This window comes from Dactylosporangium sp. NPDC051087, from assembly GCF_055586325.1.
In genome coordinates, this window is the sequence record NZ_JBVJIJ010000011.1 from 184761 (window position 1) to 211109 (window position 26349).

Sequence of the window (26349 nt, forward strand, 5' to 3'; positions counted from 1 at the left end):
CGTGCCGTGTTCAGTGCGACGGTGCCGGTTCGAGCGGGTCGACGCGGTGCCGGCCCTCGCCCTCGTCCTCCGGCGCCGGTGCGGGCGCCGTCTCCGGGGAGGCGTGCCGCCCCTCACGCTTGAGCCGGCGGCGCTCCTTGACGCCCTCGACCATGGTGTACAGCGTGGGCACGAGCACCAGGGTCAGCAGCGTCGAGCTGATCAGACCGCCGATGACCACGATCGCGAGAGGCTGGGAGATGAACCCGCCCTCGCCGGTGAGACCGATCGCCATCGGGGCCAGGGCGCAGATCGTCGCGACGGCCGTCATGAGGATCGGCCGGAGCCGGTGCCGGCCGCCCTCGATGACCGCCTGCCGGACGGGCATGCCGCCCTCCCGGTACTGGTTGATGAGGTCCATCAGCACGATCGCGTTGGTGACGACGATGCCGATGAGCATCAGGACGCCGATCATCGCCGGCAGGCCCAGCGGGGTGTTCGTCGCGAGCAGGAGCAGGATCGCCCCGGTCGCGGCGAACGGGATCGAGACCAGCAGGATGAACGGCTGGGCGATGCTGCGGAACGTCGCGACCATGATGATGAAGACGATCGCGATGGCGGCGAGCATGGCCAGGCCGAGCTGCGCGAACGCCTCCTGCTGGTCCTCGGTGACGCCGCCGAGGGTGACGGTCGCGCCGGCCGGCAGGGTCAGCTTGTCCAGCTTCTTCTGCAGGTCCGCGGAGACCGTGCCCAGGTCGGAGCCCTCCGCCCGGCCGGTGACCGAGGCGCTGCGGTTGCCGTCGATGCGGGTGATGGCGACCGGGCCGGCCCCCTCCTTGACGTCGGCGACCTGGTCGAGGCGCACGAACGGCGTCGTCGCGCCCTGCACCGGGACGGCGAGCGCCTTGAGCGCGTCCAGGGTCGCCGGGGCCGGGCCGGAGCGCAGGATCAGGTCACGCTGCTGGCCGTCGACGGTGAGCTGGGCGAGGTTCTGCCCGCGGTAGGCGGCGCTGACGATGCCGCCGATCGCCGCGTCGGACAGCCCGTATTTCGCGGCGACGTCCCGCTTGACCCGCACGTCGATGCGCGGGTTGCTGGCCGCGAGGTTGCTCTCGACGTCGGCGATGCCGGGGGTGCCGGCCATCGCCTCCTGCGCGGCCTTGGCGGCCGTGGCGAGGTCGTCGGTGTTGTTGGCCTTGATCACGACCTCGAGCTGGTCGGTCGAGCCGCCGCCCCCGCCACCGGCGGTGACCTTCACGGTGCCGAACGCCGCCTGGTCGGCGACCTGCGTGCGCAGCTCCTCGATGACCTTGTCGACGTCGGCGTCCTCCTTCGCGGTGACCGAGAAGTTGGACGTGTTGCCCGACTGGGCGCCGGCGAAGCCGAACCCGGCCGAGGCGCCGATGGTGACCTGGTAGGACTCGATGTCGCCGCGGGCGCCGAGGAGGTCCTCGACCTTCTTCGCGGCGGCGTCGGTGACGGCGAGGCTGGAGCCGACCGGCAGCTCCTGGGAGATGGAGAACTCCGTCTGCCCGCTCTGGTCGATGAAGTTGGTCTTGAGCAGGCCGGCCAGGCCGATCGTCACGAAGAACACGAGGATGCTCAGGCCGACGGTGATCCAGCGGGTCGCGCGGCTGCGGGTGACCCAGCTGATGACCGGCACGTAGGTCCGCTGGAGGCGGCTGCGCTCCTCCTTGTCGAGGGCCTTGGCCAGGATCGCCTCCCGCTCCAGGGCGCCGACCTGCTTCGGCGGCTTCAGGAACCAGTACGCGAGGACCGGCACGACGGTGAGCGAGACCAGCAGCGACGCGACCAGCGCCACGGTGATGGTGATCGCGAACGGGCGGAACAGCTGCCCGGCGAACCCGCCGACGAGACCGATCGGGAGGAACACCGCGACCGTGGTCAGGGTGGAGGCGACGACGGCGCTGGTGACCTCGCGGACGCCGGTGAGGATGGCGTGGCGCTTCTCCTCGCCGTACTCCAGATGTCGTTTGATGTTCTCCAGCACGACGATGGAGTCGTCGACGACCCGTCCGACGGCGATGGTGAGCGCGCCGAGGGTGAGCAGGTTGAGCGAGTAGTCGCCGAGCCACAGGCCGATCAGGGCGACGACGACCGACAGCGGGATCGACACCGCGGTGACGAGCGTCGAGCGCAGCGACACCAGGAACACCAGGATCACGATGACGGCGAAGAGCAGGCCGAGCGCGCCCTCGGTGCTGAGGCTCTTGATGGACTTCTCGACGAACGGCGCCTGGTCGAAGACCGACGTGATCGCCGCGTCGCCGCCGAGCTCCTTCTTGAGGTCCTCGAGCTTGTCCTGCACCTCGTGGCTGATCTTCACGGCGTTGCCGTCCGGCGACGCGGTGACCGCGATGCCGAGGCTGGGCTTGCCGTCGGTGCGGGTGATCGACGTGGTCTCGGCGGCCTTGAGCTCGACCTTCGCGACGTCGCCGAGCTTCGCCGTGGGCGTGACGTTGAGGTTCTTCAGGTCGTCGAGGGTGGCGAGGGTGCCGCCCACCTGCACGTTGAGCGACCGGTCGCCCTCGGTGAGGGTGCCGGCGGGGAAGGACACGCCGTTGGACTTGAGCGCGGCGGTGACCGTCTGCGCGTTGACCCCGGCCGGGAAGGCCTTCGCCGGGTCGAGCGTGATCTCCACGTCCTGCTTCGCGGCGCCGGTGACCTCGACGGCGCGCACGCCCTCGATCCCCTGCAGCGCGGGCACGACGATGGCGTCGAGCTGCTGGGCGAACGCGACCTGGTCGCCGGACTTGCTGGCGGCGAGCACCACGGCCGGGAGGTCGTCGGTCGAGCCGGCGATGACCTGCGGCTCGACGGTCGACGGCAGCGTCGACTTGATCCGGTTGATCGACGTCTGGATCTTGTTGGTGATGTCGTCGATGGACGAGCCGAACTCGAACGACACCTGGACCGTCGCGACACCCTCACGGGTGGTGGAGGTGATGTCGGTGAGTCCCGGCACGCCCTGCAGCGCGTTCTCGATCGGCTTGGTGACCTGCTCCTCGACGATGTCCGGCGACACACCCGGATAGGGCGCCAGGACGAACGCGGCAGGGAAGTCGATCGACGGGATGAGCTGTTGCTTCAGTGACGGGATGGCAATGGCGCCGAAGCCCAGGACGACGATCGCGATGATCGCGACCAGCCCCCGGTTCGCCAAACTGAGCCGGGCGAGGAACGACATGTCTGGAGTCTTCTTCCGATCGGCTAAGACAGACGTTAGTTCGTGTGATGCTAACCGTTCGCCTCGCACAAAATGGTTACAGGGGGTACAACTTCCCTGTGAAGACTCACAGGGAAGCGCTCCTGGACCGCGTGATGGCGGCGGAACAGCGGCTGCGCGGCCTGTTCGCCTACGACCGCACGAATCGTCTGTTCTCAGTAAACCTCACGATGCAGCAGCTCAAGGTGCTATTGCTGCTTGCCCGGCAGGACGGGATCCCCTCCCAGGAGCTCACCCGGCTGCTCGGCGTGACGTTGGCCACGCTGTCCGGGATCGTCGACCGCCTGGTGGCGCACGGCTACGTCACCCGCGTCGAGGACCAGCACGACCGCCGCATCCGCAGGATCCACCTGGCACCCTCCGGCCGGGAGATCCTCACCGAGATCATGGACAGCGGCACCCGGGCGCAGCAGCGGCTGCTGAGCCGCCTCGACGACGACACCCTGCTGATGCTGGAGACCGTCCTGGCCCGGCTGCTGGACGCGGCCCGCGAGGACGCCCTGGAGCAGGGCGTCGAAATTCCCGATGACGAGGCCCGTAGTCTGGAGGTGTGACGGTTCGCGTGCGTTTCGCTCCCTCCCCGACCGGGATGTTCCACGTCGGCGGTGCCCGTTCGGCCCTGCAGAACTGGATCTATGCCAAGCAGCAGGGCGGGGTGTTCGTGCTGCGGATCGAGGACACCGACGCCGCGCGCAACCGTCCGGAGTGGACCGAGGGCATCCTCAACGCCCTCGGGTGGATCGGCATCGCCCGCGACACCTACGAGGGCCCGTATTTCCAGTCGACGTATGCGGAGCAGCACACCGCCGCCGCGCACGAGCTGTACACCCGCGACCTGGCGTACTACTGCGACTGCACCCGCGAGCAGGTCCAGGAGCGCGCCGGCGCCCAGTTCCGCGGCTACGACGGCTTCTGCCGCGACCGCAAGCTCGGCCCCGGTGAGGGCCGCGCGCTGCGCTTCCGCACCCCCGACGAGGGCTCGACCGTGGTGGTCGACCTGGTCCGCGGCGAGCCCACGTTCGACAACAAGCTCATCGAGGACTTCGTCATCGCCCGCGCCGACGGCTCCGCGGTGTTCCTGCTCGCCAACGTCGTCGACGACATGACGATGGGGATCACCCACGTCATCCGCGCCGAGGAGCACCTGCCCAACACGCCGAAGCAGCAGCTGCTGTGGGCGGCGCTGGGCAAGACCCCGCCGGTGTGGGCGCACGTGCCGGTGGTCGTCAACGAGAAGCGCCAGAAGCTGTCGAAGCGGCGCGACAAGGTGGCCCTGGAGCAGTACCGCGACGAGGGCTACCTCGCCGACGCCATGCGCAACTACCTGATGCTGCTGGGCTGGGCACCGGCAGGCGACCGCGAGATCGTGCCCTGGTCCGTGATCGAGGACGAGTTCCGCCTGGAGGAGGTCAACCCGTCGCCGGCGTTCTTCGACGAGAAGAAGCTCCGCGCGTTCAACGGGGAGTACATCCGCGCCCTGTCCCCCGACGCGTTCGCCGACGCGTGCCGGCCGTGGCTGACCGGCACCCCGGTCGCGCCCGGCGGGACCCCGGTCGCCGCTCCCCCGTGGGACCCGGCCGACTACGACCCGAAGGTCTTCGAGGTCCTGGCCCCGCACGCGCAGACCCGCATCGCGCTGCTCGCCGAGATCGTGCCGAACGTGGACTTCGCGTTCCTGCCGGAGCCGCCGGTCGACGAGGCCGCGTGGGCGAAGGCGATGAAGGACGGCGCGGCCGACCTGCTCGGCGCGGCGGTCGCGGCGTTCGAGACGGCCGCGTGGGACGCGGAGTCGCTGAAGACGACCCTGGAGGCCGTCGGCGCCGAGCGGGGGCTGAAGCTCGGCAAGGCGCAGGCGCCGATCCGGGTCGCGGTCACCGGCCGGTCCGTCGGGCTGCCGCTCTTCGAGTCCCTCGAGGTCCTCGGCCGCGACCGGACGCTCGCCCGCCTGCGCACCGCGCTCGCCAAGCTGCAGTGACACCCGCCGGGCCCGGTCACCTCGTCCAACTGGTGTAAGCCGGGCCCGCGCGGGTAGCGGTTCGCCTCGTGAGAAGCCTGGTCCTGCTCGCCGTGCTCGCCGGTGCCGTGCTGACGGCGCCGCCGCCGGCGCTCGCCGAGACGGCCGCCCCGCGCACCGGCATCCACGTGCGCGACGGGCGGCTGGTCGAGGCCGGCGGCAGCGACCTCGTGCTGCGCGGCGTCAACCACGACTTCATGTGGTATCCCGACCGCAACAGCTCCTTCGCCGCCATCAAGGCCGCCGGCGCCAACGCCGTGCGGGTCCCGTTCGGCATCGGTCACCAGTGGCGGCGCAGCGACGCCGGCGACGTCGCGAAGGTCGTCGAGCTCTGCCGGGCGAACCGGCTCATCTGCATCCTCGACGCCCACGACACGACCGGCTTCGGGCAGGACAAGAAGGCCGCGACGATCGCCCAGGCCGTCCAGTTCTGGCTCGGCGTGAAGAGCGCCCTGGTCGGCCACGAGGACCACATCATCGTCAACATCGCCAACGAGCCGTTCGGCAACGGCACGACGATGCCGTGGACCCAGCAGACGTCCGACGCGATCCGCGCGCTGCGCGCCGCCGGCTTCAAGCACGCGCTGATGGTCGACGCGCCCGGCTGGGGCCAGGACGAGTCGTTCGTCATGCGCGACAACGCCGAGAAGGTCCGCGACGCCGACCCGATGGGCAACACGCTGTTCGACATCCACATGTACGGCGAGTTCGGCACCGCCGCGAAGGTCAACGCCTACCTGAGCTCGTTCACGGACCGCCGCCTGCCGATCCTCATCGGCGAGTTCTCCGGCGAGCACCAGTGGGGCGACCCCGACGAGGACGCGATCATGGCGTACGCCGAGGCCCGCGAACTGGGCTACTTCGGCTGGTCGTGGAGCGGCAACGACAAGCAGTTCAGCTACCTGGACCTGGTCGACAACTTCGACGCGGCGAAGGTCACCGCCTGGGGCCGCCGCTTCATCTCCGGCCCCAACGGCCTGACCACCGACACCCGCGAGGCCACGGTCTACCGCAACGCCGTGACCTCGCCGAGGAAGGCGCCGCAGGACGTCCGGGTGCTGGACGTGACCAGCTCGACGGTCACCATCGGCTGGAAGCCCCGCCGGTACGCGACCTACCAGGTCGTCGCCGTGGAGGGCGCGACGGAGACCCGGGTCGCGACGACGAACCGGGCGACGGTGACGCTGCCGCGGCTGCGCGGCTCGACGGACTACACGTTCGCCGTCTACTCCCGGGACCTGCTCGGCACCCGCTCGCCGCGCTCGGCGATGGTCGCCGCGGTCACGACCCCGGCCCGCTGACGGCCGGACCCGGCCCGCCTTCGGCCGCCGCGCGTTCCGCCATCGGCAGCAGGGTGCGGCTGCGGCCGGGCCTCGGGTACTCGACCGCCGCGGCGGCCAGCCTCGTGGCGTGCTCGCGCTGCTTCTGCCAGTGCCCGTACAGCGCGCCCTGCTGCGCGAGCCGGGACACCGCGCGGATCGTCCCGGGGTCGACGTCCCCCGGCGGCGCGTCCCGCCACGGCGTGCCCGGCAGCGGCATGAACACGTGCGAGTGGATGCGGGCGCCCAGCCCCGCCAGCTCCTGTGCGAGCTTCAGCGACGCCTCCGCGTCCGCCGGGTCCTCCCCCGGCATCCCGAAGATCATGTCGACGTTGATCCGGAACCCCTCGGCGATGCCGATCCGCACCGCCCGCCGCACCGACTCGACGTCGTGCCCGCGTTTCGCGGCCTCCAGGACCCGCTCCGACCCGGACTGCGCCCCCACGATGAGGTTGTCGTTGGCGCAGTACCGCTTGACGAGCCGCAACGCGTCGACGGTCATGTGCTCGGGGCGGATCTCACTGGGGAACGACCCGAAGAACACCCGCCCGTCCGGCCCGATCCCCTCCTTGCAGCTGGCGAGGAGCTCCTCGACGGCCGCGAGGTCGGGCTCCTCCCCGTCGGTCCCGTAGGACAGCGACGTCGGCGTGATGAACCGCACGTCCCGCTTCCCCAGCTCCCGCATCCGGTCCACGTGCCACCGCACGTTCTCCACGCTGCGGTGCCGGAACCGCGCCGAGAACATGAACGGCGTCTGGCAGAACCTGCACGCGTAGATGCACCCCCGGGTGATCTCGATGGGGTTCATCCGCTTGTACGTGAGGGGAAACGCCCGGTACGTGCCCAGCGGCTCCTTGTGCGCCTTGCCGGTCCGGTGCAGCTTCCCGTGCTCGTCCCGGTGGACGAGGCCGGTGATCCCGGCCGGGTCCCCGCCGCTGTCGACGAGGTCCAGGAACGTGCGCTCCCCCTCCCCGACCGCGGCGACGTCCCACCCGGCGTCGAGGGTCTGCACCGGCTCGGCGGTGGCGTGCACGCCGCCGGCCAGGTGGGTCGCTCCCGGCGCCTGCGCCCTGATCGCCGCCAGCTCCTCGGCGAGCGCCGCCGCGTCCGGCGAGTAGAACGACCACAGGACGAGCACCTTGGCGCCGCCGGCGGCCTTGATCGCCTCGACCGTGGCCTGCGCCGTCTCCGCGAACACCACCTCGTACCGCGTCCGCGTCTCGTGCTCCTCCAGCGCCGCCAGCAGCGTGTGGAACCCGTAGGTCACCGCCTTGCGGTACCGCAGAATCAGCACGAGGTCGCTCACCCGGCAGATTCTAGAATCCGCGGGTGACGGCGCCGGAGCGGCGGGGCGGCCGGAGCGGGCGCCGTCAGGTCGTGACGGGCTCCGTGCGGAGTTCGTGGGCGCCGTCCTCGCGGGTCACCTCGTAGTACAGGCGGCCGGGGATCGTGGTGAGGTAGCGCAGGCCGTGGGGGGCGTGGGGGGAGCCGCACGGGTCGGCGGGCGACGCCGTCAAGGGTGAGAACAGGCCGTCCGCGCCGAGGGTGCCCGTCGCGGTGCCGGTGCGTTCCTCCCAGTTCTCCTCCGCGGTGGCGCGGCCGTCGTACGTGGCGCTCAGGGCGCCGTCGCGCACGGTCACGGCGGAGAGGCGGACGCCGCGGGCGTCCCAGGTGCCGGGGCGGGGGGCGAGGGCGACGCCCCGCCACGTCCAGTCGATGCCGTCGGGGCTGGTGGCGTACCACGTGGACATGCGGTCGGCGTGTTCGGCGGTCTCCAGGGGGTGCACCGAGGCCCACAGGTGCCAGCGGCTGCCGTCGAAGTGCAGGACCGGGTCCTTGACGCCGTGCTCGCCGGAGCCGGGCAGGACCGTGAGCGCCGGGGCGTCGCCGAGCTTGCCGGGCTCGTCGGCCTCCAGGAGGTCCACCCGCCAGTGTTTCGTGCCGGGGGTGGCGACGCTGACGTACAGGCGCCAGCTGCCCTCGGGGGTGACGACGAGGGCGGGGCGTTCCAGGGACGCGCCGCCGAAGCGTTCCTTCGAGACCTCGCAGACGGTGGTGAAGTGCACGCCGTCGTCGGCGCGGGCGATGACGTTGGCGTAGCCGCGGCCCGAGCCGATCGGCCTGCGCAGCCGGTACGCCAGGAACACCGACGCACCGTGCGTGACGGCGCTCGGGCCGCCGGCCCAGTTGCCGGGGCCGCCGGCGGGCGGGGCGACGACGACGCCGGAACCTGTCAGGCGGGGCAGCGCGACCAAGGGAAGCTCCTAGTGGTAGTTGCTGGCGTGCTCGAGGCTCAGCCAGTCGGCGTACGACTCGCCTGCGACCTCCTGCAGCAGCTCGATCTCCTCGACGAACCGGGGCAGCAGCGCGGCACGCTGCTCGGCGGTGACCCTGGGGCGCCTGCCGTGCTCGCGGTGCAGCAGCGCGAGCAGCGGGGTGCTGAACGCCCGCCGCACCGGCACGGGGAAGCGATGCCCGATCCTCCCACCGTTGCGCAGCAGGAACCGCAGACCGGCGTTGGCGCGCGTGTCGGCGACGTACCGGCGGACGTTCTCCGGCGGGATCCGCGCGACGTGCCCGGTGGCGACGCCCAGGAAGGCGCAGACCCGGTCGACGGTCGCTCCCGGGTTGTCGCGGAGGTCCTTGTACCGCAGCAGCAGCACCTGCTCCCGCGGGAAGTGCTCCAGCAGGTGCCGCAGCCGGCTGCCGTACTGCCCGAGGGCCGTGTAGTGCCAGAAGTCCGCCCAGCCGGCGGCGGTGCGGGCCGGCTCCAGCGCGACGGCCTTGAGGAAGTCGGCCTCGGACTCCAGGCCGGCGCCCCACAGGTGGGACCAGTTGGAGTGGGCCCGGTCGACCGGGTCCCGCAGCAGCAGGACGATCCTCGCGTCCGGGATCAGCCGCGCGATGCGCTTGTGGGACTCCAGGTCGTACAGGTAGAACGGTGTCGCCTCGCCGCGCAGGGTGCCCGCGGGCGCCGGGTCGAACAGGGCCTCGTAGTCCGCCCGCCGCCACACGTGCTCCTGGTAGGTCTGCCGGTCGCCGGGCCCGCCGCGGCCGGGTGGCGGGCCGTCGGACAGGAAGAACTTGGGTTCCTTGACGTCGGGCAGGAACAGCTGCGGGTGTCGTACCAGTGCCGCGTGCAGCGCCGAGGTGCCGGCCTTCGGTACGCCGGCGACCAGGAAGTCCGGTAGCGCCATCCTCGCCCCCTTACCTAGTTCGCAGATAGGAAAGCTAGCCTAGCCGCCCCGAACGAGGGACGACAACGGCACGCGCCGATGTCATGCTGCTGCGATGAGCGTGGTCTCCGTGATCAACTACAAGGGCGGGGTCGGCAAGACCACACTGACGGCCAACCTCGGCGCCGAGCTCGCCGCCCGCGGGCGCAAGGTCCTGCTCATCGACCTGGACCCGCAGGCGAGCCTCACGTTCTCGTTCTACCGGCCCGCCGAGTTCGAGTCCCGGCCCACGATCCTGCCGTGGTTCGACGGGTATCTCGCCACCCGCACCGCCGAGCCGCTGCACAAGTACGTGGTGAGCCCCCGCGAGGTCAACGCCGTGGTGCAGCCCCTCGGCGGCCGCCTGGACCTGCTCGCCGGGGACCTCGGGCTCATCGAGGTCGACCTCAACCTGGCCGCGGCGCTGGGCGGCGCCCGGCTGCAGACCGGCAACCCCCGCTACCTGCCGCTGCACCGGCTCGTCGCCGACGCCCTCACCGACCACGCGTTCGACGGCTACGACTCGATCCTCATCGACTGCGCGCCCAACTTCAACATGGTCACCCGCACCGCGATGGTCGCCAGCGACCACGTCATCGTCCCGGCCCGCCCCGACTACCTGTCCACCCGCGGCATCGACTACCTGCGGGCCCGCATGACCCGCCTGGTCGAGGAGTACAACGCCGCCGCCCCGCACCCGATCAACCCCGAGATCATCGGCGTCGTGTACACGATGGTCCAGTACACCGGCGCCGGCCCGCTCATCTCGCAGCGCACCTCGGTCAACGAGACCTCCCGCATCGAGATCCCCGTCTTCCGCCAGACGGTCCGCGACAACAAGACCGCCGTCACCGACGCCGGCGAACGCAGCCTCCCCGTCGTCCTCGCCCCGCCCGGCACCGCGTCGATCGAGACCCTACGATACGAGTTCCAGCAGCTGACCAGCGAGTTCCTGGCGCGCACCCGGATCTGAGGAGTGTTCCCGCGATGACCGACCCCGCCGACCTCGCACACGACGTGCTGCTCAAGGTCGCCGCGTTCGTGAAGTCCCTGCCGGCCGCGCAGCTCGCCGACCTCGCCACCGGCGCCGCGACGCTCACGCTGGTCCCCCGCGGCGGCCGCCCCGCCGCCGCCCGTCCCGCCGCCGCCCGCCCCGCCGCCGTCCCGAAGCCGCTGTCCCGGCCGGTCGCCGAGATCGAGCGGATGCTGTCGGAGATCGGCACCCGGGCAGCCGCGGTCCAGTACCTCAACGACGAACGCCTCACCGTCGCGCAGCTCCGCGAGCTCGCCAAGGTCCTCGGCGTCGCCCTGCCCGGCAAGGCCACCAAGGAGTCCGTCACCAACCGGATCGTCGACTCCGTGGTGGGCCGCCGCCTCGACTCGGCCGCCATCGACCGCATGGTCACCCGCTGAGGTCAGCGGCGGCAGCGGGCGGCGTGGACAGCGCCCGCAGGTCGGTGGCGTCGGGAGGGACCTCGATGTCGCCGATGAGGACGGGCAGGCCGAGGGACTGACCGAGGCGGGCGACGGCCTCGGCGGCGCGGGCGTCGTGAGCGGGCCGGGCGCCGGTGCTGAGCAGGTCGACCGGCAGGCGGGGCAGGCTGAGCAGGTCGGCGAGCGTGGCGTCGCGGACGGCGATCCGCACCCCGAGCGCCCGCAGCCGGGTCACCACGTCGCGATCCCCGGTCAGCGCGCTCGCCGGTACCTCCAGGACGAGGTCGGCGGCGGCGGCCCCGGCACGGGCGAGGGCGGCGCTCACGTCGGCCACGAGCCGGGGATGGCGCACCTGCGGACCGGTGAGGGCCACGACGACGTACCGGCCGGCCCCGTGCGACTCCCGCCAGCGCACGGTCTCCTTGACGGCCCGGTGCAGGGTCCGGTCGCCGAGCGGCGAGCGGCCTGCCGGGGTCGCCGTGGCGCCCACGACGGCGCCGGTCAGGGAGCGCAGGGGACGGAACGACAGCTCGGTCTCGCCGGGTGCCTCGGTGTGCTCCGCGGTCTGCCGGCCGCCGCCGCGGTGCTTCACGGCGTACATGGCGACGTCCGCGCGGTGCAGCAGGGTGTCCGGGGACACCTCGCCGGGCTCGCTCACCGCGACACCGATGCTCGCGGTCGCGGTCATCGGCGGCGTCCCGGCGACACCGGGATCGGCGATCGCCCCGGTGACCCGCCGGGCCAGCGCGGCGGCGGCCGCGGCCGCGCCGCCCCGAGCGTCGCGCACCACGATCGCGAACTCGTCGCCGCCGAGGCGGCCGACCACGTCGCCGGGGCGGACGCTGCGGCGCATCGCGGCGGCGACCGCGACCAGCAGCGCGTCGCCGGCCTGGTGGCCGAGGGTGTCGTTGACCTGCTTGAAGCCGTCGAGGTCGATGAGCAGGACGGCGACGGGGTTGCCGTGCGCGTGGTGCAGCGCGCGGGACAGCTCGTGGTGCAGCCGGGCCCGGTTCGCCAGACCGGTGAGCGCGTCGGTCTCCGCGGCCTCCGTGCTGTCCCGCTGGGCGAGCAGCTGCCGCAGCACGACCAGGCCGGTGATGCCCATCCCACCGGCGACCAGGCCCGCCCACGGAAACAGCCGCCGCTCCTGCACGGCCGCCGCGGCCAGGAGTCCGTACCCGGCGGCGACCGCCACGTACGGCAGCTTGCCGGCGACCGTGCGCCGTGGCGGGCCGATCACCGCGGCGGGGTGCGACGCCTGCCGCCAGAGCTCGACCGCGGCGACCGTCAGCAGGAAGTGCACGGTCAGCCAGATCACGAAGTCGAACGTCGAGCGCCGCACCTCGGCGACGTGCGCCTGGGCATAGCCGAGGTACGCGTCGCCGGCGAGGAGCGCGAGCACGGCGCCGCCGATCGCGCCCAGCACCCGGCGGGAGATCTGCCCGGTGCCGCGCAGCAGCGCCCGGGCCAGCCCGAACAGGACGAGCAGGTCGACCACGGGGTAGGCGGCCGCGGCGAGGATCAGCCCCACCGACGCCTGGTGGTGCGCGAGGGCGGGCCCGATCACCAGGTACCAGAGCACCATCGACGCCCCGATCACGACGGTGCCGGAGTCCAGCACCGTCTTCCACCGGTCCCGCCCGGTGGCTTCGCGCAGCGGCACGAGGAGCAGCGCGGCGAGGAACACGGGCATGACGGCGACGTGCAGGGCGTCACCGGCCTGCGGGAACGACGCCGTGCCGGTCATCATGAAGGTCAGGGTGATGGTGAGAGTGCCGGTGAACGCCGCGGTGAAGCCCCACGCCGCGCGCCGGGCGGACGGGTCCAGGCCCGGGTGGCGGGCGGCGCGCATCCCGGCCGCGACGGCGACGACGTCGAACCAGAGCATGGCCGGTCCGGCGACCTTCTCGGTGCTCGGCACGCCCCCGTCCCCGGAGGCCACCGCCGCGACAGCGGCCAGCGTCGCGGCGTAGACCACGCTCTGCGCCACGAGCAGCCTGCTTCGACCCAAGGGGGACGCCTCCCGTCTGTACCTTCCTCTTCGACCGCCGGCGGCGGAAGCTGAGGCAGGTCAGTCGCGGCGGTGCCGGCCCGAGGGGCGGGACCGGTCGGCGCGCTCGTCGAGCAGGGCCGCGGTGCGCTGCAGGACCTCGTCCCACATGGGGACCGGGGCGCCGCCGGTGATGAGGGCGGCGAGGTCCTCGGCGAGGCGGTCCAGCTGGGTCATGTCGAGGGTCGGGTCGGCGTCGGGTTCGACGACGGTCCGCTGGCGGGGGATCCTGGCGGTGACGTCGGGGCCGGGCTCGATCGGCAGCGGGTCGCCGGCGCAGACGATGTCCAGGTAGCGGATCGTGCGGGTGAGGGCGACGAACAGCAGCCGGTGCCCGCGGTCGTCCTCGGCGACGATCTCCTCGGGTTCGACGACGATGACGGCGTCGAACTCCAGGCCCTTCGCCTCCTGGGGGCTGACGAGGTTGATGGCGTGGTCGAGCTCACCCTGGTCGGCGCGGCCCCACTGCAGGTCGTTGGCGTGCAGGGCGAACTCGACCTCGGCCCGGCAGGCGGCAGGGCAGACGATGCCGACGAAGCGGCCGCCGAGGGCGTGGTCCTTCGCGATGAGGGCGGCCCGGCCGGCGCGTTCGGCGGGTTCGACGACGTGGACGCCCGGGTCGGCGGGGCCCTCCCGCACGGCCCTGGTCGGTTCGACGTCAGGGGCGGCGACGTGCAGCAGCTCGGCGGCCAGCTCGTACACCTGGCGGGGGACGCGGTAGCCGTACCGCAGCCCGACGACGACCTCGGGCAGCCGCGACGGCAGGTGTTCGGTGACCTCGCCCCAGTGGTCGCGGGCCCACGCGCCGGTCGACTGGGCGAGGTCGCCGACGATCGTGAGCGAGCCGGTCGAGCTGCGCCGGGCCACGGCGCGCAGCTGCATGGGCGAGAGGTCCTGGGCCTCGTCGACGACGATGTGCCGGTAGCTGCGCGACACGCCGTTGAGCAGTTCTTCGAGCTCGTCGAGCAGCGGCAGGTCGGTGTTGCTCCAGATCTGCTCCGACAGCTTGTCGGCGCCGCGGCGGTGCAGCAGCGCGAGCTCGTCGGGGGTGAACTCGTCGGCGGCGGCGTTGGCGAGCCTGGCCCGGGAGCCGAGCAGGGTGCGCAGGAACGCGGCGGCGCTCTGCAGGGGCCAGAGGCGTTCGAGGAGGTTCTCGACCGGGCCGAGGCGCTCCGGGTCGCCTGCGCCGCCGCGGGCCCGGACGAGGTCGCCGAGCTGGGCCCTCAGGCGTTGGCGGCGTTGCGCGTACGTGCCGCCGGCCTGACGCGCGGCGGCGACGGCGGCCGCGACCTCGACGCCGGACAGGGTGACGAACGCGCCGTCGAACAGCATCCGCTCGGCGGGTTCGGGGGTGCCGACCCGGTTCTCCAGGGCGCGGGCGAGCAGCCGGGCCATCCGCGCCTCACCCTTCAGCCGGCGGGTCTGCGCCGGCTCCGGCCGTCCACGCTGGACCGGTGGGCCGAGCTGGTCGATGTCCAGCTGCGCCACGTCGGCGTCGCCGAGGCTCGGCAGGACGGTGCGGATGTAGCGGGTGAAGGCCGGGTGCGGGCCGACGACGAGGACGTCCTGCGGTTTGAGCCGGTCGCGGTGGTTGTACAGCAGCCACGACACGCGGTGCAGGGCGACGGCGGTCTTGCCGGTGCCGGGGCCGCCCTCGATGACGAGCACCTGGTCCAGGGGTGAGCGGATCAGCCGGGACTGGGCGCCCTGGATGGTGGCGACGATGTCGGTCATCGCGCCGGTGCGGGCCCGGTCGAGCTCGGCGAGCAGGGCGTCGTCGGGGCCCGAAAGCTCCGCGACGGCGGCGGCGAGCTGGGCGAAGACGACGTCGTCGAAGTCGCGGATCTGGTTGCCGTCGCACTGGAAGGTGCGTTTGCGCTGCAGGCCGCGCGGGTCCTCGTGGGTCGCCTCGTAGTAGAGGGCGCCGATCGGGGTCTGCCAGTTGACGACGAGGACCTGCCGCTGGTCGTCGAAGACCGTCTCCCGGCCGATGTAGAACGTGTCGTCGACGGCCGGGTCGGCGGGGGTGCAGTCGATGCGCCCGAACGCGACCTGCTCCTCCGGCGGGGCGATGCTCTCCTTGCGGCCGCGGCGGAAGACGGCGAGGCGGCGGCCCGCGCCGGCGTTGGCGGCCGCGTCGGGGAGCTCGCCGAGCTCCGCCCGGGCGCGTTCGCGGTGCTTGCGGGCGAGGTCGAAGTGCTGCTGCTCAGACGCCAGCTCAGCCGACTTGGACTCCACAGCCCGCCTCTCCGCGATCTTGGCCACGCTATGTGATCTCCAGATTACCCGCAGAAAGGGACTGCGGTCGATCCCCGTTTGGTGGGCACATCGGCGGGTAGCGGCGGGCCGTGCTGCATCCACGCATACGAACAGCGCATCGTTCCGGCCTGCGCAGCGAGACACTGATCAGAGCGGCGTTCCTCGCCCTGCTGCTGTCACTGCTGGGCGCCGCATACGTCTCGGTGGAGCCCGCCTACGGCGCGAGCGGCATCAAGGCCGAACGCGGGCATCTCGTCGAGGCCAACGGGGAGCGCCTGGTCCTGCGCGGGGTGAACCACGGGTGGTACTTCAACAAGGGACCGAAGTCCGTGTTCGCGGACATCAAGGCGAGCGGCGCGAACTCGGTGCGGGTCGCGCTGTCCAGCGGCACGACCTTCCCGGCGACGAGCCCGGCGGAGGTCGCCGGGATCATCGGCGAGTGCCGGGGGAACCGGCTGATCTGCGTGCTCGACGTGCACGACACGATGGGCTACGGCACCGAGCCGGGGGCCGCGACGATCGCGCAGGCCGTCGACTACTGGCTGACCCTGCGCAAGGTGCTGCTGCGGCAGGAGTCGTACGTCGTCATCAACATCGCGAACGAGCCCTCCGGGCACGCCGTGAACGTCGACTGGATCGGCGACACGAAGACGGCGATCCAGCGGCTGCGCTCCGCCGGGCTGCTGCACGCGATCATGGTCGACGCGCCGAACTGGGGCAACGACTCCTTCCACGTCATGCGCGACCACGCCGCCGAGGTGTTCGCCGCCGACCCGGAGCACAACACGGTCTTCGACGTGCACATGTACGGGCCGTTCGACACGCCGGGGAAGGTGTCGGACTACCTCGACGTGTTCGTCCGGCAGCAGCTGCCGATCGTCGTCGGGGAGTTCTCGGCGATCCACCAGTACGGCGACCCCGACGAGGACGCGATCATGGCGTACTGCCAGACGCACGACCTCGGCTACCTGGGCTGGGCGTGGAGCGGCAACAGCCCCGAGTACCACTACCTGGACATGGTCGACGGGTTCCGGCCGGGGAAGCGGACCAGCTGGGGGCGGCGCCTGATCGACGGCCCGAACGGGCTGCGGCAGACGTCGAAGGAGGCCGGGATCTACGGCGGCTTCTGGCTGGCGGCCAGACGATGAAAGATCCGCCGCGACTACTGTTTCCCGGCCCGGCGATGGAAAGCTGTGCGGGTGAAGAACCAGGAGCTGCCGGGAGGGCGCGACAGCCGAGGGAACCTCGAAGCGAGCGTGCGCTCGATCGAGCGGGCGGCCGGCGCCCTCGCGACCGCGAGCGTGGCGCGGATGGACGAGACGCTGCCCTGGTTCCGGGAGCTGCCGGCCGACCAGCGGGCGTGGGTGATGCTCGTCGCGCAGGCCGGCGTGCGGTCCCTGGTCGAGTGGCTGCGCAACCGGCAGGAGGGCAACCCGCTGCCGCCGGACAACTCCGACGAGTTCTTCGACGCCGCCCCCCGCGCCCTGGCCCGCTCGATCAACCTGGGCCAGACGGTCCAGCTGATCAGGGTGACGATCGAGGTCGTCGAGGAGCAGCTGCCGCTGCTGGCCGCCGACGGCGAGGAGGCCGGGATACGCGAGGCGGTGCTGCACTACAGCCGCGAGGTCGCGTTCGGCGCGGCCCGCGTCTACGCCCGCGCGGCGGAGACCCGGGGCGCCTGGGACGCGCGGCTGCAGGCGCTGCTCGTCGACGCGCTGCTGCGCGGCGACTCCTCCGACGTCCTGGCAAGCCGGGCCGCGGCGCTGGGCTGGGCGGACGCGCCGCCGGTGGCGGTCGCGGTCGGCCGGTCGCCGGGCGGGGAGGCGACCGCGGTCCTGCACACCGTCTACCGGGCGGCCCGCCGGATCGGCGTGGAGATCCTCGGCGGCGTCCACGGCGACCGCCTGGTCGTCGTCCTGGGCGGCGCACCCGACCCGATCGCGGCGACCGAGCGGCTGCTCGTCGGCTTCGGCGAGGGCCCGGTCGTCGTCGGCCCGGCGGTGCCGTCGCTGGACGAGGCCACCGAGTCGGCCCGCGCGGCCCTGGCCGGCTTCCGGGCGGCGCCCGCGTGGCCGGCCGCGCCCCGCCCCGTCGCCGCCGCCGACCTGCTGCCCGAGCGGGCCCTCGCCGGCGACGCGGAGGCCCGCCGGATCCTGCGGCAGGACATCTACGGCGCCCTGGTCCGCGCCGGCGGCGAGCTCCTGGAGACCCTCGACGCGTTCTACGCCGGCGGCGGCGTGCTGGAGAGCGCCGCCCGGGGACTGTTCGTGCACCCGAACACGGTCCGGTACCGGCTGCGGCGCATCGGCGAGGTCACCGGTTTCGTCCCGCTGGTGCCTCGTGACGCGTTCGCCCTGCGGATCGCGCTGACGATCGGCAGACTGGATCCGTTCGCACCCGCGCCGCCGAACCCGCCGCCGCAGTGACCCATTTCATCGCCGTCGTGACGCAGGTCGCAGGGCAGGTGAACATAGAATTGCGGTGGGTGACGGCATCATGCTGTTGGGGCAACACCACGCAAACTCTTGTAGGGTTCCTACAAACGACGTGGTCCACTTTGGTGCGTCGCGCTACCCGCGCGATTGACGGAAATCCGGAAAAGTCATAGACGTGCTCGCCGTACTCGCCCCAGGGCAAGGCTCCCAGAAACCCGGCTTCCTGACTCCGTGGCTCGCGCTGCCCGGCGCGGAGGCCCGCCTGCGCTGGTGGTCCGTCCTCGCGGGCGTCGACCTGGTCCACCTCGGCACCGAGGCGGACGCCGAGGAGATCAGGGACACCGCCAAGACCCAGCCGCTGCTCGTCGCGGCGGCCCTGCTCGCGGCCGAGCACCTGCCGATGTACGACGCGACGGTCATCGCCGGGCACAGCGTCGGCGAGCTCGCCGCCGCCCACCTGGCCGGGGTGTTCAGCCCCGAGGCCGCCGTCACCCTCGCCGCCGTCCGCGGCCGGGAGATGGCAGCCGCGTGCGCCCTCGAGCCGACCGGGATGAGCGCGATCCTCGGCGGCGACCCCGACGAGGTCATCGCCGCCGTCGAGTCCGCCGGCCTGTATCCGGCCAACCGCAACGGCGCCGGCCAGGTCGTCGCCGCCGGTTCGCTGAGCGGCCTGGAGAAGCTCGCCGCCGAGCCGCCGGCCCGCACCCGCATCATCACGCTGCAGGTCGCCGGCGCGTTCCACACCCCCTACATGGCGCCCGCCGAGGACGCCCTCGCCGCGATCGCCGCCGGGGTCACCGTGTCCGCGCCGACGAAGCTGCTGCTGTCCAACCGCGACGGCACCATCGTCGAGCACGGCCCGAGCATGCTGCAGCGCCTCGTCAAGCAGGTGACCGCGCCGGTGCGCTGGGACCTGTGCATGGCCCGCCTCGCCGACCTCGGCGTCACCGCCGTCATCGAGCTCGCCCCGGCCGGCACCCTCGCCGGGCTGGTCAAGCGCACCATCAAGGGCATCGACATCGTCACCGTCAACACGCCGGACGACCTGGCCGCGGCCCGCGACGTGATCACCCGGCACGGCGCCCACCCGGTGCTGGAGCCGCACCCCCAGGGCAACGTGGTCCTGGCGACGGCGGCAGGCACGTTCACCCCCGCCGAAGGCCTGGTCGAAGGTGCCGAGGTCGGCGACGGGCAGCGCATCGGCGCGGTGCAGACCCCGCAGGGCCCCGTCGACGTCACCACCCACGGCGCCGGCGTGCTCGCCGAATGGCTCGTCACCCTCGACGATCCGGTCGCGCCCGGCCAGCCGCTCGCTCGCATTGGAGACCAGCTATGAACCAGCCGACGGGGTCCAAGATCCTCGCGTTCGGGCACTACCAGCCGTCGCAGGTGGTCACCAACGACGACCTGTCCAAGGTGATCGAGACCAACGACGCGTGGATCCGTGACCGGGTCGGCATCGCCGAGCGCCGCGTCGCCGGCGCGGAGACCGTCGCCGACATGGCGACCGCCGCCGCCGGCAAGGCCCTCGCCGCGTCCGGCCTCACCGCCGCCGACATCGACCAGGTCGTCGTCGCGACCTGCAGCTCGATCGACCGCTGCCCCAACGTGGCGACCCGCGTCGCGGCGAAGCTCGGCATCACCGCGCCCGCCGCGTACGACCTGAACACCGCCTGCTCCGGGTTCTGCTACGGCCTGGCCAGCGCCGACCACGCGATCCGCGCCGGCGCCAGCCGCAACACCCTGGTCATCGGCGCGGAGAAGCTGTCGGACGTCACCGACTGGACCGACCGCACCACCGCCGTGCTCTTCGGCGACGGCGCCGGCGCCGCGGTCGTCACCGCCACCTACGGCGACGAGCCGACCGGTGTCGGCCCGGTCGTCTGGGGCTCCGCCCCCGAGAAGGGCGACGTGCTCAAGATCGAGGGCTGGCACCCGTACATCAAGCAGGAGGGCCAGTCGGTGTTCCGCTGGGCGACGACCGCGATCGCCCCGTTCGCGCAGGCCGCCCTGGACCGTGCCGGCGTGCAGGGCAAGGACATCGCCGCGTTCGTCGCGCACCAGGCCAACACCCGCATCATCGACGGCATCGTGAAGCGGCTCGACCTGCCCAACGCGATCATCGTCAAAGACCTCGTCGAGTCCGGCAACACGTCGGCGGCGAGCATCCCCCTCGCGCTGTCGAAGGCCATCGAGCGGCGTGAGGTACCCTCCGGCGCGCCGGTGCTGCTGTTCGGCTTCGGCGGCGGCCTGACCTACGCGGGCCAGGTCGTCCGCTGCCCGTAGGACGGCGGCGTTGTCCCGGCAGCGTGCTTTTGTTTCAACAGCGTTCGACTTCGCGTCGAGGTTGCGTCAACCCAAGGAAGGAAAGCTCTATGTCCACCCGTGAAGAGATCGCCGGCGGTCTCGCCGAAATCCTCGAAGAGGTCGCCGGGGTCAACCCCGACGACGTCGCCGAGGAGAAGTCGTTCACCGACGACCTGGACGTCGACTCGCTGTCGATGGTCGAGGTCGTGGTGGCGGCGGAGGAGAAGTTCGGCGTGAAGATCCCGGATGACGAGGTGCCGAACCTCAAGACCGTCGGTGACGCCGTGTCGTACATCGTGAAGTCGCAGGCCTGACAGCCGTTGCCGCGGTCTCGGGTCGTCGGACGGTCACCCCGGACCTGCCCGAGACCGCGTCAAGAAGGTCAGCCCGCATGTGGGTCAGCCAGAGAGGTGTAGTGCTGTGAGTGTTGAGGTCGTCGTCACCGGACTCGGGGCCACCACGCCCCTGGGCGGGGATGTCGCATCCACGTGGGATGCCATGCTCGCCGGGAAGTCGGGGGTGTCAGCGCTGACCGAGGACTGGGCCGCGCAGCTGACCGTGCGGATCGCCGCGCAGTTGGCCGTCGAGCCGAGCACGGTGATCGACCGCGTCCAGGCCCGCCGGCTGGACCGCTCCGAGATGACCGCCATCCTCGCCGCGCGTGAGGCGTGGGCCGACGCCGGCTCCCCCGAGGTCGACAAGCTGCGGCTCGCCGTCAGCGTCGGCTCCGGCATCGGCGGCGCCCAGACCCTCCTCGCCCAGGACGACATCCTGGAGGCCAGCGGCCCGCGCAAGGTGTCACCGCACACCGTGCCGATGCTGATGCCCAACGGCCCCGCCGCGTGGGTCGGCCTGGAGCTCGGCGCGCAGGCCGGCGTGCACTGCGTCGCGAGCGCCTGCGCCACCGGCGCCGAGGCCATCGCGCACGCCCTGGACCTGATCCGGTGGGGCCGCGCCGACGTCGTCGTCGCCGGCGGCACCGAGGCGGTGATCCACCCGCTGCCGATGGCCGGGTTCGCGTCGATGCGCGCCATGTCGATCCGCAACGACGAGCCCGAGCGGGCGTCCCGCCCCTGGGACAAGGGCCGCGACGGCTTCGTCCTCGGCGAGGGCGCCGGCGTCATCGTCCTGGAGCGCGCCGACCACGCCCGTGCCCGCGGCGCGCGGATCTACGCCCGGCTCGCCGGCGCCGGACTCACCTCCGACGGCTACGACATCGTGCAGCCGCACCCGGAGGGCGACGGCGCCGTCCGCGCCATCGACTTCGCGCTCCGCGACGCCGGAATCGCCAAGTCCGACGTCGTCCACGTCAACGCGCACGCCACGTCGACGCCCGTCGGCGACCTCGCCGAGATCAAGGCGCTGCACCGCGCCCTGGGCGACCACCCGCTGCTCACGTCGACCAAGTCGATGACCGGGCACCTGCTCGGCGCCGCCGGCGCGGTCGAGTCGATCGCGACGATCCTCGCCATCTACCACGGTGTCGTCCCGCCGACGATCAACCTCGACGAGCCCGACGACGAGCTCGACCTCGAGGTCGCCGCGCACAAGGCCCGCCACCTCGACATCCCCGCCGCGCTGAACAACTCGTTCGGCTTCGGCGGCCACAACGCGGCGCTGGTCTTCGCCCGCGCCTGACGTTTTCTGCCGAGGAGGGCCGGGGGCGTCGCCCCCGGCCCTCCTCGCTGTCCTGCGCCATCCCGGCCCTCGTTGTCCCGCGCGTTATGCGGGCAGGGTCTGCCACGGGCCGAACGGCTGGGTGACACCCGCCGCCACCTGGGTCCTGATGCGCAGGACACCGTCCATGCCGACGGCGGCCAGCAGGACCACCCCCGACGGGTCGACGGCGACGGCCGGCGTGTCGATGAACGGCCCGCCGTCCAGGTCGCTCCACGTCCACACGCCGCCCGTGTACACGCCGACGGACAGCACCCCGCCGCAGGTGCGGCTCAGCAGCATCGGGTCCCGGCCGGTGACGGCCGGTCCCGTCGTGCCGGGACGGCCGGCGGCGGTCACGACCGTGTTCCAGCCGGCGGCCGGCGCCGTCTGCCGGTTGATCACGACCTCACCGCCGACCGACCGGTAGACGACGGCGGCGGTGCCGTCCTGCAGCAGCACCGTCCCGGGCGGCGACGCCGGTCCCGTCCCCGGGAACGTCGTGTTGAGCACGATCGTGCCGCCGACCGTGTTCTGGTACCAGTGCAGGATGCCCGTGCGGGTCGACGCGACCAGCTCGACGCAGCCGCTCGGGTTCGTGACCGCCGACAGCTCGCCCTGCACGTCGCTGCCGCCGAGGTCCGCCCACGCCGCCGGGAACCCCGCGTTCACGGCCGTCTGCGTCTTCGCGGACACCCCGCCGCCGCCGTTGCGGACCGCCAGCAGGATCCGCCCGTTGCCGAGCAGGACGCAGCTGGCCGCGCCGACCTGGTCGGCGTTGCCGTAGGCGGTGTTCGGGTTGCCGAGATCCACCCACGAGGTGGCCCACCCGCCGTTCACCGCCGTCTGGTACGTGGTGACGATCTTGTGGTCGTTGAGGCGCCGGCCGAACACCTGCAACCGGCCGTCGGCGTTGACCCCGGCCGTGATCGTGGACGCCAGCTCCCCACCGGCGCCGCCGAGCACCACCGGCGCGTTCCACGCCCCGCCGGGCGACTGCCACCACGTCCACAGGACCCCGCCGCGGACGACGAAGAGCTGCAGCCGGCCGTCGGCGTTGCGGCCGATCCACGAGCTGCCCCGCGGCCACCGCAGGTACGTCGAGTCGACCCAGCCGGAGTTGTACACGCCGCTGTCGAACGCCGCGTACGCGTTGATCATCGACTGCTTCGCGGCGCGGTCGACCGGGTGCAGGTCCGGCGGCGAGTCCTGAATCGTGTAGCAGCGGTGGTTGACCAGCGGCAGCGCGTCGCAGTGCACGGCGGCGGCCTGCGCGGCGAGCTTCGCCACGGCGATGTGGTCGGCGTGGTCGGGCGCGTACCGGGCGTCGGGCAGCGGGTCGAGGGTGTGCACGACGCTCGGCTGGTAGCGGGCCATCAACCCGGTCAGGACCCCGACGACGTCGGCCTTCACGCAGCTGAACGTGCGGGTGACGATCCCGCCGGTGACGAGGACCGTGGTCCGGCTCTGCCCGGCGTTGACCGCGTCGAGCCCGCCGTCGGGCAGGTTGACGAAGATCAGCTCGACCGGTGCGGCGGTGTCCTGCAGGACGTACCGCTCGACCTGCCGGCCGGACACCCACAGCGCGTCCCCCGCCCACGCCGGCGTGCTGATCCCGCACATCTGCGCGTACGCCGCCATGACCCCGAGCTGCCGGTTGCGGGCCCGCTGCCCGTCGGTGCTGCCGTTGCCGGTGAGCTGTCCCGCGGTGGCGTACACCGTGACCACCGGCAGCTGCGCGGCGATCGAGGCGGACACGTCGGGATTGATGAAGAACAGGTCGTCGTCAGGGTGCGCGACGACGTGCATGACGTGGTTCGGCATCGAAAGTTCCCCCCATTCACCTACATCGGTGGTGACACCACGGTCCCGATGCGTGACCCCGCACCGCAACGGCCGGGCGGGTGCGTCCGTGACGCGGGAAGACGGCGGAGATCACCGGACGTCAACGCGGAGACATCCGATCTGCGGGACAGGCATCCACCGAACGGTGACCGTCCCGCCGCGGCGAGGGCCGCTCAGCCGCTCAGCCGCAGGCGGTCGCCGGGAGTCCCTGGACGGGCACCGGCGAGCGTCCGGGCGCCTTCGCCTTACCGACCAGGACGTCGGCGAGAGCAAGCATCGACGCCTGCGAGGAGGAGTACGTGGCGAGGAGGGTCCCCTTCGCCGAACGCAGCACGTACGGGGTGTCGACCGCCACGGTCACCGCCGCCGACCCCGAAAGGTCGGAGGTGCCCTTGCCGTAGCCGACGAGCCGCACCTCCGACCCGCCCTGCTGGACCACGGTCGCGCCGGCGGCGGTCAGGGCGGCCTCCAGCCAGCCGCGGGCGGTCTCGCTGCCCGCGCTGGTGACCCGGACCTGGCCGGTGACCAGCGCACCGGAGCAGGGGCCGCGCAAGACGGTGACGGCCGCGGCGGCGCTCGCCCGGGCGGCGGATCTCCCGGCGTCACCGCCGACGACCGACGCGTCGGGCCGCGGCACGGCGGCCAGGCGGAACTTCAGCGTCAGGATGCGGGTCGCGGCCTCGACCAGGCGCTGCTTCGGCAGCCGCCCGGAACGCGCCGCGTCCAGGAGCCCCTTGTACGCCTCCGTCAGCTTCGGCGGCATCAGCAGGATGTCGTTGCCGGCCAGCACCGCCCGGACCGCCGCCTCACCGGGACCCCACCGCTCCGCCGGCTCCATGTTCAGCGCGTCGGTGATCACGACCCCCTGGTACCCCAGCTTCGTGCGCAACAGGTCGATGAGGACCTTGCTGGAGAACGACGCCGGTACACCCGGATCGATCGCCCTGACGTCGAGATGACCCGACATGACCAGCCCGACACCCGCCCCCGCGGCGGCGACGAACGGCGGCAGGTCGCCCGCCTCCAGCGCCCCCACGTTCTGGCTCAGGACCGGCAGGCTGCTGTGACTGTCCACAGTGGTGTGCCCGTGGCCCGGGAAGTGCTTGACGGTCGCGGCGACCCCCGCCGCCTGCAGCCCCTTCACGGCCGCGGTCACCTGCCCGGCGACGAGCTTCGGGTCGCTGCCGAAGGACCGGGAGCCGATGACCCCGCCCGGCTGGACACCGAGCACGTCGGCGTCGGGGGCGAAGTCGACGTTGATGCCGATGGCGGCGAGCTCGGTGCCGGCCGCCTTCCACGCGGCCTCGGTCAGCGCCGGGTCACCGCCGGCGCCGAGCGCCAGCGCGCTGGGCAGCTGCACGACACCGTCGCGGATGCGGGTGACCTGCCCGTACTCCTGGTCGGTGCCGATGAGCAGCGGAACCTTCGCGGGCAGCCCGAGCGCCGCCGCCTGCAGGCCACCGGTGAGCTTGGCGACCTGCGCCGGCGACTCGACGTTCGTGGTCTTGTTCGTCCCCGCGGTCGGGTCGTCGGCGCTGCTGGACACCAGGATGATCCCGCCGAGGTGGTACTTCCTGACGATCTCCGCCGGGGTGCCCGCGCCGGCGTACGCCTTGTTCGCCGACACCGACCCGGAGGAGACCTTGTCGGCGGCGTTGCCATACGCATACGGCATCAGCAGCTGCCCGACGAGCTCCTCGTCGGACAGCTTCGCGACGAGCTCGGCGGCCTGCCGGGCCGGGTCACCGCCAGGCTTGACGGCCGAGTCCTGCGCCGTCGCGGACGGCGCCGGCGACGCGGTCGTGCCGTCGGTGCACCCACCGAGCAGGGCAGCGGCCAGCAGCAGTCGGGGCAGGGTTCCGGGACGCGGCACCGTGCCACTCAACCACGCACGTGCAACTTCCCCCAATCACCCGACCCGGGTGAGGAGCGTCATGGACATGCCGTCGGCGGCGTGCCGGTAGGGCTCCAGCTCCGCGTCCCACGGGCCACCCAGCGCCTTCTCCATCGCGTGGGCGAGCGTCTCGTACCCGCGGGACGTGGCGATCAGATGCCGGAGTCGGTCTTCGGACAGCACGATGTCGCCGTTGGCGCTCGTCGACCCGTGGAAGAGCCCGCGCCCCGGCACGTGCATGAACCGCTCGCCGTCGACCCCGGAGCTCGGCTCCTCGGTGACCTCGAAACGGATCATCGGCCACTGCCGCAGGGCAGCCGCCAGCTCGCCCCCGGTCCCGGTGGCACCGGACCAGGAGCATTGAGCCCGGCGAGCCGACGGCTCGACAGGCTGCGGCGTCCACTCGAGTCTGACCGGCGCTCCGAGGACGCGCGCGATCGCCCACTCGACGTGCGAAGACACGGCGAGCGGTGACGAGTGAACGTATATGACGCCACGCGTGGGCACGTAGGACCTCCCGGAGACCGAGGTGCGTCTTCCCCTACGACCTCGAACCCGGCTACCACACGTGCGCCCTGTAGCTATGTGCTTGTGGGACCCATGATGACGATGTTGCGCGCGGTGCGCCAGAGAATCGGCAACTCGGGCCCTACGAAATGTCCAACGGGAGGAGCCTTCACCAGGTAACGCGTTTT

The 26349-nt window shown here is 72.4% G+C and carries 20 protein-coding genes; 11 read left to right on the forward strand and 9 right to left on the reverse strand.

The features are described from left to right. Positions 1-10: 10 nt before the first annotated feature. Positions 11-3187 carry an efflux RND transporter permease subunit gene (locus ACZ6TV_RS22340; protein WP_465299137.1) on the reverse strand — a complete coding sequence of 1059 codons (3177 nt, stop codon included), beginning with the start codon at positions 3185-3187 and terminating at the stop codon, positions 11-13. A 98-nt stretch (positions 3188-3285) separates the two neighbouring features. Between ACZ6TV_RS22340 and ACZ6TV_RS22345 the strand changes: the two genes are divergently transcribed. The 3 genes from ACZ6TV_RS22345 (at position 3286) to ACZ6TV_RS22355 (ending at position 6541) form a co-directional block, all read left to right on the forward strand. Continuing rightward, entirely contained in the window at positions 3286-3780 is a 495-nt protein-coding gene (locus ACZ6TV_RS22345) for a MarR family winged helix-turn-helix transcriptional regulator (protein WP_465299138.1), read from the forward strand. Between the two features lie 8 nt (positions 3781-3788). Further along, the gene (gene gltX, locus ACZ6TV_RS22350; protein WP_465299139.1) at positions 3789-5201 is read left to right on the forward strand and encodes a glutamate--tRNA ligase; all 1413 of its coding nucleotides are present in this window, start codon (positions 3789-3791) and stop codon (positions 5199-5201) included. Positions 5202-5269: 68 nt separating this feature from the next. Next, entirely contained in the window at positions 5270-6541 is a 1272-nt protein-coding gene (locus ACZ6TV_RS22355; RefSeq protein ID WP_465299140.1) for a cellulase family glycosylhydrolase, read from the forward strand. Here ACZ6TV_RS22355 and ACZ6TV_RS22360 read toward each other — a convergent pair. From ACZ6TV_RS22360 to ACZ6TV_RS22370, 3 genes are all read right to left on the reverse strand, one after another. Then, complete coding sequence (locus ACZ6TV_RS22360; RefSeq protein WP_465299141.1) at positions 6522-7865, reverse strand: TIGR04013 family B12-binding domain/radical SAM domain-containing protein; 1344 nt, start codon at positions 7863-7865, stop codon at positions 6522-6524. The two genes, ACZ6TV_RS22355 and ACZ6TV_RS22360, sit on opposite strands and share 20 nt — an antisense overlap. Positions 7866-7929: 64 nt before the next feature. Beyond that, positions 7930-8814, reverse strand: coding sequence for a hypothetical protein (locus ACZ6TV_RS22365; protein ID WP_465299142.1), 885 nt, complete (start codon positions 8812-8814; stop codon positions 7930-7932). A gap of 9 nt (positions 8815-8823) precedes the next feature. Further along, a complete protein-coding gene (locus ACZ6TV_RS22370) occupies positions 8824-9756 on the reverse strand; it encodes a sulfotransferase family protein (RefSeq protein ID WP_465299143.1) in 933 nt (310 codons plus the stop codon). Between the two features lie 94 nt (positions 9757-9850). Between ACZ6TV_RS22370 and ACZ6TV_RS22375 the strand changes: the two genes are divergently transcribed. Both ACZ6TV_RS22375 and ACZ6TV_RS22380 read left to right on the forward strand, forming a co-directional pair. Continuing rightward, positions 9851-10747: a ParA family protein gene (locus tag ACZ6TV_RS22375; protein WP_465299144.1), complete on the forward strand. Its 897-nt coding sequence runs from the start codon at positions 9851-9853 to the stop codon at positions 10745-10747. A 14-nt stretch (positions 10748-10761) separates the two neighbouring features. Further along, the gene (locus tag ACZ6TV_RS22380) at positions 10762-11187 is read left to right on the forward strand and encodes a hypothetical protein (protein ID WP_465299145.1); all 426 of its coding nucleotides are present in this window, start codon (positions 10762-10764) and stop codon (positions 11185-11187) included. Here ACZ6TV_RS22380 and ACZ6TV_RS22385 read toward each other — a convergent pair. Both ACZ6TV_RS22385 and ACZ6TV_RS22390 read right to left on the reverse strand, forming a co-directional pair. Beyond that, complete coding sequence (locus ACZ6TV_RS22385; RefSeq protein WP_465299146.1) at positions 11177-13198, reverse strand: diguanylate cyclase domain-containing protein; 2022 nt, start codon at positions 13196-13198, stop codon at positions 11177-11179. The genes ACZ6TV_RS22380 and ACZ6TV_RS22385 overlap by 11 nt on opposite strands. 81 nt (positions 13199-13279) lie before the next feature. After that, positions 13280-15496 (reverse strand): HelD family protein, encoded by a 2217-nt coding sequence (locus ACZ6TV_RS22390; RefSeq protein ID WP_465299147.1) that lies wholly within the window; start codon positions 15494-15496, stop codon positions 13280-13282. 110 nt (positions 15497-15606) lie between these two features. On the opposite strand from ACZ6TV_RS22390, the gene ACZ6TV_RS22395 reads away from it, so the two are divergent. From ACZ6TV_RS22395 to fabF, 6 genes are all read left to right on the forward strand, one after another. After that, positions 15607-16665 (forward strand): cellulase family glycosylhydrolase, encoded by a 1059-nt coding sequence (locus ACZ6TV_RS22395; RefSeq protein ID WP_465299148.1) that lies wholly within the window; start codon positions 15607-15609, stop codon positions 16663-16665. Positions 16666-16716: 51 nt separating this feature from the next. After that, the gene (locus ACZ6TV_RS22400) at positions 16717-17943 is read left to right on the forward strand and encodes a PucR family transcriptional regulator (RefSeq protein WP_465299149.1); all 1227 of its coding nucleotides are present in this window, start codon (positions 16717-16719) and stop codon (positions 17941-17943) included. Positions 17944-18127: 184 nt separating this feature from the next. After that, on the forward strand, positions 18128-19288 hold the full coding sequence (locus tag ACZ6TV_RS22405; RefSeq protein WP_465299150.1) for an acyltransferase domain-containing protein: 1161 nt from the start codon (positions 18128-18130) through the stop codon (positions 19286-19288). Continuing rightward, entirely contained in the window at positions 19285-20238 is a 954-nt protein-coding gene (locus tag ACZ6TV_RS22410; RefSeq protein WP_465299151.1) for a beta-ketoacyl-ACP synthase III, read from the forward strand. Before ACZ6TV_RS22405 ends, ACZ6TV_RS22410 begins: the two co-directional genes overlap by 4 nt. Before the next feature lie 89 nt (positions 20239-20327). After that, entirely contained in the window at positions 20328-20573 is a 246-nt protein-coding gene (locus tag ACZ6TV_RS22415) for an acyl carrier protein (protein WP_203847813.1), read from the forward strand. Positions 20574-20679: 106 nt separating this feature from the next. Further along, positions 20680-21897, forward strand: a complete 1218-nt coding sequence (fabF, locus tag ACZ6TV_RS22420; protein ID WP_465299152.1) for a beta-ketoacyl-ACP synthase II — start codon at positions 20680-20682, stop codon at positions 21895-21897. Between the two features lie 84 nt (positions 21898-21981). Here the strand turns inward: fabF and ACZ6TV_RS22425 are convergent, their stop codons facing one another. The 3 genes from ACZ6TV_RS22425 to ACZ6TV_RS22435 all read right to left on the reverse strand — a co-directional run bounded on the left by ACZ6TV_RS22425 (position 21982) and on the right by ACZ6TV_RS22435 (position 26161). Continuing rightward, complete coding sequence (locus ACZ6TV_RS22425) at positions 21982-23739, reverse strand: DUF8189 domain-containing protein (RefSeq protein WP_465299153.1); 1758 nt, start codon at positions 23737-23739, stop codon at positions 21982-21984. Positions 23740-23941: 202 nt separating this feature from the next. Further along, positions 23942-25633 carry a glycoside hydrolase family 3 protein gene (locus tag ACZ6TV_RS22430; RefSeq protein ID WP_465299154.1) on the reverse strand — a complete coding sequence of 564 codons (1692 nt, stop codon included), beginning with the start codon at positions 25631-25633 and terminating at the stop codon, positions 23942-23944. Positions 25634-25669: 36 nt separating this feature from the next. Continuing rightward, positions 25670-26161 (reverse strand): DUF3145 domain-containing protein, encoded by a 492-nt coding sequence (locus tag ACZ6TV_RS22435; protein WP_465299155.1) that lies wholly within the window; start codon positions 26159-26161, stop codon positions 25670-25672. Positions 26162-26349: the final 188 nt, after the last annotated feature.